The 14082-nt window shown below is 52.0% G+C and carries 9 protein-coding genes; 5 read left to right on the forward strand and 4 right to left on the reverse strand.

The features are described from left to right. The first annotated feature begins 77 nt into the window (after nucleotides 1-77). Nucleotides 78-2885: a peptidase MA family metallohydrolase gene (locus ACQ6WK_RS09900; protein ID WP_432797223.1), complete on the forward strand. Its 2808-nt coding sequence runs from the start codon at nucleotides 78-80 to the stop codon at nucleotides 2883-2885. Nucleotides 2886-2904: 19 nt separating this feature from the next. Here the strand turns inward: ACQ6WK_RS09900 and ACQ6WK_RS09905 are convergent, their stop codons facing one another. Beyond that, nucleotides 2905-3756 carry an IspD/TarI family cytidylyltransferase gene (locus ACQ6WK_RS09905; protein ID WP_432797224.1) on the reverse strand — a complete coding sequence of 284 codons (852 nt, stop codon included), beginning with the start codon at nucleotides 3754-3756 and terminating at the stop codon, nucleotides 2905-2907. Nucleotides 3757-3875: 119 nt separating this feature from the next. Further along, the gene (locus ACQ6WK_RS09910; RefSeq protein ID WP_432797225.1) at nucleotides 3876-5786 is read right to left on the reverse strand and encodes a S49 family peptidase; all 1911 of its coding nucleotides are present in this window, start codon (nucleotides 5784-5786) and stop codon (nucleotides 3876-3878) included. A 310-nt stretch (nucleotides 5787-6096) separates the two neighbouring features. Between ACQ6WK_RS09910 and ACQ6WK_RS09915 the strand changes: the two genes are divergently transcribed. Continuing rightward, the gene (locus ACQ6WK_RS09915) at nucleotides 6097-6414 is read left to right on the forward strand and encodes an HPF/RaiA family ribosome-associated protein (protein ID WP_432797226.1); all 318 of its coding nucleotides are present in this window, start codon (nucleotides 6097-6099) and stop codon (nucleotides 6412-6414) included. 180 nt (nucleotides 6415-6594) lie between these two features. On the opposite strand, the gene metH is transcribed toward ACQ6WK_RS09915, so the two are convergent. Next, nucleotides 6595-10146 carry a methionine synthase gene (gene metH, locus ACQ6WK_RS09920; RefSeq protein ID WP_432797227.1) on the reverse strand — a complete coding sequence of 1184 codons (3552 nt, stop codon included), beginning with the start codon at nucleotides 10144-10146 and terminating at the stop codon, nucleotides 6595-6597. Nucleotides 10147-10385: 239 nt separating this feature from the next. On the opposite strand from metH, the gene ACQ6WK_RS09925 reads away from it, so the two are divergent. After that, complete coding sequence (locus ACQ6WK_RS09925) at nucleotides 10386-11291, forward strand: undecaprenyl-diphosphate phosphatase (RefSeq protein WP_432797228.1); 906 nt, start codon at nucleotides 10386-10388, stop codon at nucleotides 11289-11291. A 97-nt stretch (nucleotides 11292-11388) separates the two neighbouring features. Here ACQ6WK_RS09925 and ACQ6WK_RS09930 read toward each other — a convergent pair whose 3' ends face one another. Continuing rightward, complete coding sequence (locus ACQ6WK_RS09930; RefSeq protein ID WP_432797229.1) at nucleotides 11389-12360, reverse strand: MDR/zinc-dependent alcohol dehydrogenase-like family protein; 972 nt, start codon at nucleotides 12358-12360, stop codon at nucleotides 11389-11391. A 157-nt stretch (nucleotides 12361-12517) separates the two neighbouring features. Between ACQ6WK_RS09930 and ACQ6WK_RS09935 the strand changes: the two genes are divergently transcribed. Beyond that, nucleotides 12518-13459, forward strand: a complete 942-nt coding sequence (locus ACQ6WK_RS09935; protein ID WP_432797230.1) for an NAD(+)/NADH kinase — start codon at nucleotides 12518-12520, stop codon at nucleotides 13457-13459. A 246-nt stretch (nucleotides 13460-13705) separates the two neighbouring features. After that, on the forward strand, nucleotides 13706-14008 hold the full coding sequence (locus ACQ6WK_RS09940) for a putative signal transducing protein (RefSeq protein ID WP_432797231.1): 303 nt from the start codon (nucleotides 13706-13708) through the stop codon (nucleotides 14006-14008). The last annotated feature ends 74 nt before the right edge of the window (nucleotides 14009-14082 follow it).

The following is a 14082-nucleotide window of genomic DNA, read 5'->3' on the forward strand; positions in this document are numbered from 1 at the left end:
CGCGCCGCCACACAACCCATCACTCCCATTCTAACCGTATCGGACGACCGCTTCCTCACCGGTTCGCCTTTCCCTTGATGGCCACATGCACACTCATTTTTAGCACGACTGTTTTCGCAGAAGACCAATCCTCCACGCTCACTGCCGAAACCTCCATACCTTCCCAGATCGTCCACGAACAAGCTGGTGATGTCGCGCCACCCCCCAATATCACCCTCGCATCCAATCCACTTCGCAAACCAAAACATGCGGTCAAACCTGCCCCGCTCCTGAAGATTGTCTTTGACGATCCTATCACCCCTCCCCACGAGCGGGTCAACCTCAAAATATTTCATGGCCGTTGGGGACAACTGAATCCCGACTCCCTCACACCTACCCAACAAGCTTATCTCGATCTCTACCAATACAACTTTACTGCTGAAAGTTTGCAGAACCCATCAATCACACCACAGCTGCGAGCCCATGCCGCTTTGCTCCGACACGATCCAAAAGCAGCCCTTGATATCTTAAACAACACGAACAATCTCCAAGCCGATCAATACCGCGCCAGCGCGTTGCTGATGCAAGGCAAGACCGCCGAGGCAACTGAACTCTTACGGGGACATCGCGACCGGTTACAGAAAAACCGTACTCTCGCTGAACTTACTGAACCAGACGACATTATCGCAGCGGTCAAGATGTTAACCCAACTTGCAGAACTCGAAGGCCGCCCACCTCGCGATTGGCAAGCCGCGCTCAATACACTTACAGACATCCATCAAAACACCGATCCACTCTACTGGCCAGCCCGTCTCGCCGAAGCCGAATTGCTCTATCAAAAAAACAACCGCAAGCAAGCCATCGAAGCACTCCTCGAAACACTCGCCTACAACCCCAAAGCTTCGCGCGCCTGGTATCTGCTTGGCCTCATGTCTGCCGAATCGTTCGGTTTTGATCGTGCCGGCCAAGCTACCGAGCAGTTGCGCATGATCAATCCCAATCATCCGCTCGCCGCCGTGCTCGAAACCCGCATCGCATTGGTACAGCGAGACTCTAATCAGGCAATAGACGTACTGAACACCGCACTCGAAAAACACCCGCAACACCACACATTACTCGCGCTAAAAGCAGCCGCACATGCCACCGCATTCGAAGATCAAAACACCACTGCAACCCTCGCACAACTCGAAGCAATCTCCCCAGGATCACATCTCGGCTATCTCGAATCTGGCCGCTACCTTGCTCTTGCCCGCCAATACGATCTTGCTGCCGACATGCTCCGCCTCGCGATCGATCGTGCCCCAAACTCTGCAGAAACACACACAGAGCTCGGCCTACTCCTCGTCCAGAAGGGCGATCTCCCCGCCGCACACAACACTCTGCAAACTGCCGCCGCGCTCGACCCTTTCAACGATCGCACCGTCAATTCACTCACCCTCGTCGAAACACTCCTCTCTTACGAAACGTTTGAAACCGATCACTTCATCATCCGCTACAAGCCCGGCATCGATGAAGTACTTGCCCGAGACATCAAATCCCAAATCGAGTCCATCTACCGCACCGTTACCACCAAATTCCAGCACGAACCCACAGTCAAAACACAGATCGACATCCTCCCTGACGAACAACATTTCGGCGTCCGCATCACCGGTATGCCCGAAATCTGGACCGTTGCCGCCGCAACTGGTGACGTCATCGCTCTTACTCCTCCACGCGCCGGCGCAAAACAACGCGGTAACTTCGATTGGCACAACGTCCTCCGCCACGAATTTGTCCACACCGTCACCCTTTCACAAACCAGCAACCGCATCCCACACTGGCTCACCGAAGCTTGCGCTGTTTCCACCGAACGACTCCCCCGCGACTACAACACCGCACAACTACTCGCATGGGCCTATCAGGAAGACAAACTTTTTAATTACGACAATATCAATTGGGGATTTGTCAGACCAAAGAACGAATACGATCGCCCGCTGGCTTACGCACAAGCACACTGGATGCTCACCTATCTCACAGAAACCTACTCACATCAATCACTCATCGATCTACTATCACTCTACAAAAATGGTACCCCCGACGTGCAGGGCCTCAAACAAATCACCGGCCTATCCCCTCAGCAATTCATGACCAACTTCAACAAGTGGGCCAATACCCAGATCATTTCATGGGGCCTTGCTTCACACCCAGACGATCAAGCTATTCACCAACTCCTTGCCAATCAACCTCACCTTGCCCCGGACCAAATCGCCACATACCTTGATCAATATCCTGATCATCCCGACCTTATCAAGCTTTATATTGAAAAGCGCTACATCCAGGTCGCCAAAGCGGACGAGGTCAATCCGCAAGATCGCATGTCACTTATCGCTTATCTCCAACAATATCAGCAGATCCGCCCGGTTGATCCTTGGCCAAACCGTTTACTTGCAGACTTATCATTGCAAAATGACGATCTCGGCATGGCAATCAAACAACTCAGCGTTATTGATGATCATACCGCCGATTCCGGCTCATGGGCTATGCAAATCGCCAAACTCCACCGCAATCAATCCAACGCCAAACACGCTTACACCGCAGCCATCCGCGCATTGCACCGCGAACCTTACAACCCCGAGTATCGCCAATATGCGGCCACATTAGCACTACAAAACAAGCATTTTCCTGCCGCGTTGCACCATCTGCGTATGATGCCGATCCTCGAACCTAAACAAGCCGTACATCACATCCGACTCGCGGCCCTGTATCACCGATTAGAAAAATACGACCATGCAGATGCCGCGGCTAGATCCGCCCTCACTCTGAACGCCAAAGCGCCTGTCACCAGCTTTCTAATCAAAGAAAATGCTGCCCCCTTACCTACTGTGCAACCACCTGACACAGAACAATCACAAGCCAAACCCCAATAGCCCGCGATTGCATCTGAGGTTAATCCTCTTCATCATCAAACAGTCGCTTCTTCGCCAACTCAACGCGTTGCGATGCTTCACGCTTCTCAAGCAGTGCTTCAGCGATCTCAGCATCAGCTGCACGTGTGATCTTCAAATTTGTCGCCTCACCTTCCACCACATATACATCCTCACCGAGCGCTTCGACCAAACTCGCGTCATCCGTCACCACGCTCATATCAATCTTCCCCTCTCTAATCAGCGCATAAGCCTTCTGCATCAACCCCATCGCCACGACCTGTGGCGTCTGCACCTCAATCACATCCCGCCGATCCACTGTCTCCACCACCTTCTGCACATGCACCGCTACTTTCCCAGCACCGCCCAGAATCGCATCGGCGATCACATCATCGGCTCCGCCAACCTCATCACCCGCATCCTCCACCTTCTTCAGCGTCGCGTTCACTGCCACGCCCGGGATCACTGCATCATGCCGTTCACATGCCGTAAACACGCGCTCGATCATTTCACCGCTCGCTAATGGCCGCGCCGCATCGTGCACTGCCACATGCGTGCACACATTATCCACCACTTCCAACGCCTTCTGTACCGTCTCCCATCGCTCTTTCTCTCCACCTGCCACAATCTTCACACCCATGAACCCGAGTTTATCGCCCCATTTCAATTTAAACTCGCCAATAGACTGCGGATTCACCGCGAGGATCACTTGATGTACATCGTGATGATGCTGGAACAGCTCGATCGCACGCAAAAAAACTGGCTTCCCGGCAAGCGGCATCTCTAGCTTGTTTACCGCCCCATCACCACCATCCGCACCCTCATTGAATCGCTTACCGATCCCTGCCGCTGGTATGATCACTGCAATCTTCATCGGTGTATCCTCTTTTCATGAATCTACTGCGCCGTACACCTCAATCATACCGATCCGATCTCAAAAAAAAAGCCCACGCTTTCGCGCAGGCTCTCAATTTCAAGTCCATACCTCTCGCCCTATTCATCAATGATCAGCGCACTGGGCATCACCGTCAGAACCGGCTCATGCCGCAAGAGCATCAAACCATCCATCACGTTCGCCACACGCCGATACGCATTCGCACCAAGCAGCTCCTTCATTGACGCTTTCAGCCCCATAGCCTTTACGTTCAAGCCGCCAGATTGCACGCCAAACAACTCATTGAGATATTCTTGCAAACTCATTGCTTCCGGATAATGCAACACGTCATACCCATCATCCTCAAGCTCAGCTTCAGTTGCCAGATCGCTCAATGCCAACCGCACCCCGCCTAGATGGTCTACCATGCCGTAATCTAGTGCCGTCGTTCCCGCAAACAACATCCCCTCATCCACAGCATCAAGATCTTTTAGTCGGCTACCCCGCCCCGTCCTCACACGATCACGGAACTGTTCATAAATCTTTGTCATCCCTTCACGAACCAGTTCACGCTCAGTCGCATCAAACGGCTTCACCACATTCATCATCCCGCTCATCCCGCCGCGCGTCCGCAGATTCACGTTCAAGCCGATCTTCTCAAACATTTCACCAAAAACCAGCTTTCCACCAACCACACCGATCGAGCCCACAATACTACCCGGCGAAACATAAATCTCTTGGCCACTACAAGCGATGTAGTAGCCACCACTTGCTGCCATGCCCTGCACAACAACGAATACAGGCTTCTCCTCGCCCAATCGGCGCATAGCCTGCCAAATCATCTCACTCGCTAAAGCACTGCCTCCCGGCGAATCAATCCGTACCAAAACACCCTTCACATGCTCATTCTGTCGAAGCTGCGACAAAAGCTTCACCATTGACTTGCTGCCAATGGACGCGTCACTCCATCGCCCATCACCAAACGACGATTCGCCACTGTGAATCGGACCTTCCATGTGCACCACCGCCAAGCTATCACGCTGTGGCACCTGATGATTCGTCTGAAACAGCAATTGGAAGATCGCAAACGGGTTATTCGCATTCATCGCCGGGGCATCAGAACCATCCGACTCACCCATCATTTTGTCCCAGATAAATTCGTCACCAAACGCGATCTCCGTCACACTCACCAGATCGCGATCAGCAAGCTCATCAATCAACTTTTCCTTGACGTATTCGTCATTATCCAAAAGCCATGTTCTTCCCATCCAGCCATCAACCACCGACTCACTCACACCTCGACGCTCACTAAGCCCTTCGGTCATCTGCCCATAAAGATCATCAAGTAAGCCATCAATATTTTTATTCCACGCTTCGCTCGGCTGCTTATTCACATATTGTTCACTCGCACCCTTGTACTGCCCTACCTGCAAAATATCTGCCTTCGCACCGATCTTTTCAAAGACACCCGCAAGAAACATTTCCTGCATCGCAAACCCGCGCAGATCTATCTCTCCCTTGTGCTGTAACACCACCTTATCACAGGCACTAGCCAACAAATATTCACTTGTGCTATACATCTCCGCAAACGCGATCACCACCTTGCCCGCGTCCTGCAACTTCTGAATGCCTGCCACAAGCGCGTCAACCTGAATCCGCGTCAACGTCGCGCCATCAAAGAAGATGACCATACCCAGATAATGTTCGCGCGCCGCAACATAATCCATCTGGCGTAGCACACTCTCTAACGACGGCCCTGCCTCACTCTCAGGCACCCACGCCAAAGGGATCGGGCCATCACGCAATCCACTCTCCAGCTTCAGCCAACCCACCGTTTCTTGTAGATCAAGCTCTTCGACCTCTTCAACATCTGCGATGCTATCCGCGTCGTCTTCCTCAGTCATTTCACTGACTGCTTCAATCAGACGCTCTTCCTTTGGCATCACCTCTTCAGCTTCCTCCGCCATCACCGGCATAAAAAAGCCCAACACCACAAACAACAACACAAAATTGACTAGACATTGCTTCAAAGGTCTACCTTTCAATTTAACGCCCGAAAATGATCGCAACTCAAACATAAGACGTACCACACGGGGTCATGTTTCACGCGATCTGCACAGTTTAACACCACCACACCACCCCGCCTACCGATAACACGCAAGATTCCCACAACAGCATCCGCTCACAGCATAATTCCCGGATTTGCAGTAATCCCCCGAAATATAATCTCGTAAACAGCCGTTAAATAGGCGGTTGTAAAAATCGCATAAATACTTCGAACCCAACCACAAACCCCGGCGTAATACTGTGGTAACCCGGGGGAAATTAAAGGAGCCAAACATGAGACAGTTTGTTCGAGGGACCAACATCAGAATTTCCAAACCACTCAAAGATTACACCGAAAAGAAACTCATCCAACCGCTCAAAAAACTCACCCACCACGTTCGATCGGTCACCGTCCGATTTACAGATGAAGACCTTTCTAACCAACACTCGCCGGTATATGCCAAAGCGCTAGTCATCCTCAGTACCGGCAAGGTCATTGAAGTTGAACAAAAAAATCTCAGCTACTACGACGCAGTCAACCAACTAGCCGACCGCATGAAGCATGTCGTGCTAAAAAACGTCGATAAACTTCGCGACCGTAGACGTCGTTAACCAATATTGAAATGTTCTCCTCCTCCAACTTGATGATGTAAATGTGACCTCCAATCAAGTGATGCAGACGTGCCGCCACAAGCGGTGCGTTTGTTTTTTTGCCCCACACACTACGACTCAAAAAACGCCGTATGCAAATGCACACAGCGTTCATCTCTATGATTTAATTAACAGAGCATGTTATACGTTAAAATACTTCGCTTCCGGGTGATGCACGATAATCGCACTGGTCGATTGTTCTGGATCAATCTGCCAATTCTCCGTCAACTTGCAACCAATCCGCTCCGGCTTCAGCAACCTGAACAAGATATCCTGATCGCTCATCTCCGGCACAGCGGGATAACCAAAACTATATCGCGAGCCACGATACTTCTGTGTAAACAGCTCGCGAATCGTGCCCGCATCATCTACATCAATCCCAAGCTCTTGACGCATTCGCTTATGCCACATTTCTGCCAGCGCTTCCGCACATTCCACACCCATGCCATGCGTATATAAGTAATCTTGATACTTGTTATCCGCGTACAGCTTCTGCGCAACCTCTGACACCTTGCTGCCCATCGTGACGCAGCTTAGACCGATCACATCTTTCTCGCCGCTGTCCACACTCTTGAAGAAATCGCTCACACACAATCGCTTGCGTCCCGCCTGACGTGGCCACGTAAAACGCTCCACTTCTTTATCATGATCATCCGCATCAAAAATAATCAAGCTGTCGCCATCGCTTTGGCACGGCCAGTAGCCATACGTAACTTTCGGCAACAACACGTTCTCATCCTTGAACCGTTGCTTCATTTGCTTAAATAATGGCTGCACTTCATCTTCAAGCTGCTTCTCATACTCCGCCCCAGTCATTCGTCCCTTCTTATACTGCCATTGACCACGGAAGAGCGCAACTTCATTCACAAACGGATACACCTGATCAAGATCAATTTCCTCAATCACACGTGAACCATAGAACGGAACGGTCGGCACAACAACATCCGTCGCAACATCACTTTTCGCAGCCACAGCAACGCCGCCTTCTGCTTCTTGTTTCGCAGCCTTTTTCGCTGCCATCGCTTCGAGCTTCTTATCCGTTTCCGCGCGTTTACCCAAACGTACTTCAATCTCTTCATCAAGCTCATCAAGCTGTTTGTGCTCAAGCTTATCCATGATGCGCAAGCCTTCAAACGCATCCGTTCCGTGATAAACCTTGCCGCCATAGACTTCACGCAAATGCGATTCACAGTAATGCCGTGAGAGAGCTGCACCACCTAAAATCATTGGCACATCAATCTCAAGATCATTCAGTTCCTTGAGATTCTCTTCCATCACGTTCACGCTCTTCACCAGCAAGCCCGACAAACCAATCGCGTCCGGCTTGATCTCTTTATACTTCTCAACAATCTCATTGATCGGAATCTTGATGCCCATATTGCACACCGTAAACCCGTTGTTACTCAGAATAATATCAACAAGGTTCTTACCAATGTCATGCACATCACCGCGCACCGTCGCTAGGAGCATCGTCCCTCTGCTCTGCCCTTCAACCTTCTCCATGTGCGGCTCAAGATATGCAACTGCCGTCTTCATCACCTCAGCACTCTGTAACACAAACGGGAGCTGCATCTGCCCGCTACCAAAAAGTTCACCAACAACCTTCATCCCATCAAGTAGATGATCATTAATAATCGCCACCGGCTCATACTTCGTCATCGCCTCTTCAAGATTCTTTTCAAGATCGCGTTTCTCGCCATCAATGATGTGCTTCCGCAGCCGCTCTTCCAACGGAAGTTCCGACATATCAACCTTGGTTTGCTGCACCGCCGCATCATCGCCAAACAAATCCACAAAAATCTGAAGCGGATCAGATGTTTCCGTACCATCATTCAGCTTCACAGGCTGCTCAGCCTTGCGATCATAAATCAAATTAAGTGCAGCATCCCACTGCACATCTTCAATGCGCGACTTCGGCAGAATCTTGCTCACATGCAGAATCGCACTGGTCATCCCCGCCTTCACAAGCTCCGCGAGGAATACACTGTTAAGCACTTGCCTTGCAGCAGGCTTTAAACCAAAACTGATATTTGAAAGCCCACACGTCAGTTGCACCTCTGGATACTTCTCAGCAATCAGCCGCGTGCCTTCAATTGTTTCGAGGCCAGATTTGCGGTCCTTATCCATCCCAGTTGAAATCGGCAACACCAACGGATCGAACATCAAATCGCTCGCATCCAAACCATACTTCTCCGTCGCAAGCTCATACATACGGCTTGCAACCTCAAGCTTACGCTCAGCCGTACGCGCCATTGCTTCTTCCGGATCTTCATCAATACAACCCAAAACAAGCCCAGCGTTGTACTTCTTCGCAAGCCCGCACATCAGTGCAAACTTCTCTTCACCATCTTCCAAGTTACCTGAGTTGATGATGCACTTGCCACCTGCACACTTCAGCCCCGCTTCAATGTTCGCTGGTTGCGTCGAGTCAAGCATCAACGGCGCATTCACCTGATTCACAAGCTTACTCACCACCGTTGTCATATCTTTTTGATTATCCCGCCCAGCATAATCAACATTCACATCCACCACATGCGATCCTTCGCGCACCATCTCCTTGGCAAGCGACATGATCTCATCCCAATTTTCTTCTTCCAACAACCGCTTAAATTTCCGTGAACCGGATGCATTCGTCCGCTCACCAATATTCAAAATACTCGTATCCTGACGATACTCCACCGCGCCCATCAACGAACTCACCGAAGGCTTCGCCCCTTCACTTTCAGGACGCACCGGCTTGTAATCCAAACCGATTTCATCCACCAGCGCTTTAATATGAGCAGGCGTCGTCCCGCAACAACCACCTACCACGTTCAAACCCCACTTCTTTACATATTCGCCAACCTTCTCCGCAAAAGGCTTCGGTTCCAGTGGAAAAACAGTCTCACCCTTCACAAGCGTCGGCAAGCCCGCATTCGGCAGCAAACTAATCCCACGATCCCAGTTCTCACCAAGCCAAGTCACATGCTCAGCCATTTCAGCAGGACCCGTCGCGCAGTTCATCCCCAAACTCACAATCGGGTAGCCCTTAAGTGCCGTACCCACACCCGCAATGTCCGTCCCGATCAGCGTCGTGCCAAACTGCTCGATCGTCACCTGCACCATAATCGCCACATCGCCCGTCCCATCGACGTCCGGCTTAAGCCCCTTCTCTTCCAGCACATTCATCGCGGCAATCACCGCGCACTTCACCTGCAAAATATCCTGCGCCGTTTCCAAGAGCAGCACATCCGCACCACCATCAACCAAACCCCGCACCTGCTCTTCATAACTAGGCAACATCTCATCCCACGTGATATTGCCAAGCGTGACAAGCTTCGTGCCCGGCCCCATCGAGCCCACCACAAACCGTGGCCGCCCATCTTTCTTCTCATACTTATCACAAGCTTCCCGCGCTACCTCTGCTGCCAATTTGTTCAACTCATACACACGATCACTCAAATCCTGATCTTCCATCGTGTGAACACTCGAGTTAAACGAGTCCGTCTCCACCGCATCGCTGCCCGCTTCAAGGAACTGTTCGTGAATCCCGCGGATCACCTCCGGTCGCGTCAGCAACAACACTTCTGTGCAGTTCTCCCGCCCAAGATAATCTCGCTCAAGATCCAAATCCGTGATCTTGTGAATGCTCGTACCCATCGCGCCGTCCAAAAACAGCACGCGTTTTTTCATCTCTTCAACAAATCGGCTCATATCGCGCCCTTTTCCTTTTTCATCCGGCCTCGCGACTTCCCAATCACGTGACCGACATCCCTGTTTCAATCATATTCGCACAACCTTCCCCCTCACCGAGCCCCGTGTACACTAACCCACGGAGCATCCCAGTTAATCCGTTCATCCGGATATATGGATGATATGCATTTCTCACGCTTTTGCAAACCACCACTTCCCCCTAAAATGCCCTCCCACAATCTTTTATCTAAGGATTCCTCATGAATTGGTGGCAAGCAATCATCCTCGGCATCGTCGAAGGTCTCACCGAATACCTCCCCGTCTCCTCCACAGGCCACCTAATCCTCGTTCAGCGGGCCCTAGGGCTTACCGGGGATGCCGCCGACGCATTTGCGATTTGCATTCAGGCCGGCGCCATCATCGCCGTCCTCGGCCTCTATTGGAAACGCATCATCCAAATGGCCAAAGGCTCCTTAGCCTTCTGCCGCATCACCAAGACACCTGATCCCGAAGGCTTCCGCCTCGCCCTCAACATCATCCTCGCCTTCCTCCCTGCCGCGTTCTTTGGCCTGCTATTCGATGACATCATTGAAGAACATCTCTTCCACCCTTGGCCGATCGCCTTCGCCCTCTTTGCAGGTGGCTTCGCCATCCTCGCCATTGCATGGACCAAAAAATTCCGCGCTAAGAAGCAAGGCATTAGTCTTGAAGAACTCAAAGCTGCAACCAACGCAGGCAATCCGATTACTTCACTCACCGCAGTGCAAGCACTCATCATCGGCTTCATTCAATGCCTCGCCATGTGGCCCGGCACCTCGCGATCACTTGTCACCATCGTCGGCGGACTCATCGTCGGACTCTCCGTTGCCGCCGCCGTCGAGTTTTCATTTTTGCTTGGTTTGCTCACACTGCTTGCCGCCACGGTATATAAAGCTAAAACCGCCGGCCCGGTCATGCTCGATGCCTACGGATGGACGCCCATGATCATCGGCTCACTCGCCGCCTGGCTCTCCGCCGTCATCGCCGTCAAATGGATGGTCGCCTACCTCAAAAAGCACGGCCTTCAACTCTTCGGTTACTACCGCATCATCCTCGCCATCCTCGTCGCCATCCTCATCCTGCAAGGTTTTTTGAGCTCAACAACAGCTACATCAATCACACCCTAACGGTGCCAAGACCATTCATCAACCGCTTTATTAACTATACACATCACCTCAGCTGCGACCAAGCTGGGTCGTAGCTGATTCAGCATACCATTAGTCATTATGGCTCAAGCAGCACCTTGATCGCGCCGGTCTTTGCCGCAGCGATTGCCGCTTCGCCATCGCTCAGTTTCATCCGCCGACTGATCAGACTCAACACGTCCACCTTCTCGCTGGACAATGCTTCAAGCGCTTCGCCGAACGGGCCGCACCGGCTGCCGATCAGATTGATCTCATTGATCACCAGCGGCGAGAGGTCGATCGGCTCACGATCCCCCTGCACTGAAACAGTCGTCTTCATCACAATCGTTCCGCGTGGGCGCACCATACCCATCGCTACCTCTAACCCGCGCTTAGACCCGGTACAATCTACCACGATATCCTGATCCTGCCGCAAACCAACTTCATCGAGCAAGCGATGCTTCACGCCCCATTTCTCACACAGCGCCAACTTCTCCGAATGCTTCCCAATACACCGCACCGTCGCATTGAGTCCACTTAGCACCTGCGCACAGAGCAAACCCAATCGGCCATCACCGAGCACCGTGATAAACGGCCGACCTTCAATCGTGAGTTGTCTTAAGATTTGGTACGCAGCCGCAAGTGGTTCGGTAAACACCGCATGATCATCATCCACATTGTCCGGCACCTCAAACAAATTAATCACCGGCAAGCAAAACTTATCCGCAAAACAACCATCCCGATTTAAAATACCAAGCACCGTACGATCCCGGCAATGTTCTTTCAGGCCAGCCTTACACATATCACATTTACCACAAACACAATTGATGCTACCGACGACGCGCTTGCCGACCCATTTCTGATCTTTTTTATCGCCGACAGATTCAACGATGCCGACAAACTCATGACCGAGCACGCCGGTGTAATCCATATAACCCTTGCAAAGCTCAATGTCTGTGGAGCAAACACCCATGCGTGTTGGCCGAATGACCGCTTCACCCTTCGCCGCTTTGGGCGCAGCGATATCGGTCTGATAACTCACCGTCTTACCATCAAAAACCAGTCCCTGCACAGCTCATCCTCTTTTTCTGTTGATCTGACCCTGATGCACGCCGTCGTTTGGGTTCACATTCACCGCAGCTTGCAGCGTCAATCCGCACGGGCCCGATTGTATGAATATCATTCGGCTTTTTCACCCCTCGCCCTCACCACAAGGTACAATACTTTCCATGATCGAAGACGCAACACTTTACAATCCCTCCACTGGTGACAAGCCGCGCATCCTTGTCCTTGCCAACCGCATTAAGCCGCAGGTTGTCGAAGCGATGCACGCCTTCCGCCCCTGGCTTGAAGATCGCGCCGAGATTGTTGCCGAACCCGACACCAAATCACTCTTTCGTGAAGCCGCAAACGATCTACCCAAAGCGGATTTCGCCATCGTCCTCGGTGGTGATGGCACGCTCCTCTCACAAGCACGCACACTCGTCGATCTTGAAATCCCGATGATCGGCGTAAACTTCGGTAAGGTCGGTTTCCTCGCCGAGTTCTCCATCGCCGACCTCAAATCACACTGGGATAAAATTCTTTGTGGCACCTGCCGCATGTCTCGCCGCATGATGCTCGATGTCACCGTTTATCCGGCTGGCGCAGCAGAATGGGGTGATGGCGATGACGCAATCATGCCCGAACCGATCTTTCGCGCCGTCTCACTCAACGACGCCGCCGTCGTTGCAGGCCCGCCCTTCCGCATGATCGAGATTGAGCTCGCCATCGAACCCAAACGTACCCACTCCTCTGCCACCACCATCAACGGCGACGGCCTCATCGTCGCCACGCCCTCTGGCTCTACCGCATACAACCTCGCGGCAGGTGGCCCCATTGTCTCCCCAGGAATTGACGGCATATGCATCTCCGCTATCGCGCCACAATCCATCGCCTTTCGGCCCATCGTCTTCAATGCTTCCTGCGAAGTTTGGCTCAAACTTAACAACGCCAACGACGGCACCGAACTCGTCCTCGACGGACAAGAATCATGCAAACTTAAAGCTGACCAACAGATACTTGTAAAACGCCATCCCAACGTCCTTAAGCTCGTACACAATCCTGATATGAACTACTGGCGGCTGCTCGCCAAAAAAATGCACTGGGCCGCAAGACCTACCCGCGACTAATCGGCGCTTAGACATCATACAAACCTCTTCAATCAGAATCTCAAAAAGATCATTGAACCTCACCTCCCGGCATGCGAAAATATCGGCAGGCAAATCGTAGCGCGATTCCTATCTTCCCGCAACGCACTCGTGGCAATTCCTTAACTATTCACCACACCTGCCGCACCCCCCACATCTCCACCCTGCCCGCCTATGATTAAACAAGGACCCGCTGCTTTTTTAAGTAGCCAGCACAAGGAGATCATGATGCCGAACCGCGAAACCAGCCACCCGGAAGACCCCACGGTTGTCACGTCTGTGGAAACCGAACTCGAAGCGTCGCTGCTGATCGAATCACTCGCAGAGCAAGGCATCGAAGCTACCTCTGCCGGCCAGATCACCTCTGGCTTTCGCGCCGAAGCGCCCGGCCTCGTGAACGTCCTCGTCCACATCAAAGATCTCGACAAAGCCAAAGCTGCGGTCGAAGCTTTCAACAAGGAGCATATCGAAGTCGACTGGAGCAGTGTCGATTTCGAGCATGTGGATGATGAAGACAAGAAGGATCTCTAACTTCGGGGCGCCCCTCTTCTCGATGAACATCCCAACACGTAGGCTGGTTTTGCTTCTTCGTAAGATTTAGCATT

Origin of the sequence: Poriferisphaera sp. WC338, assembly GCF_050931845.1 — a bacterium.
GTDB lineage: Bacteria > Planctomycetota > Phycisphaerae > Phycisphaerales > Phycisphaeraceae > Poriferisphaera.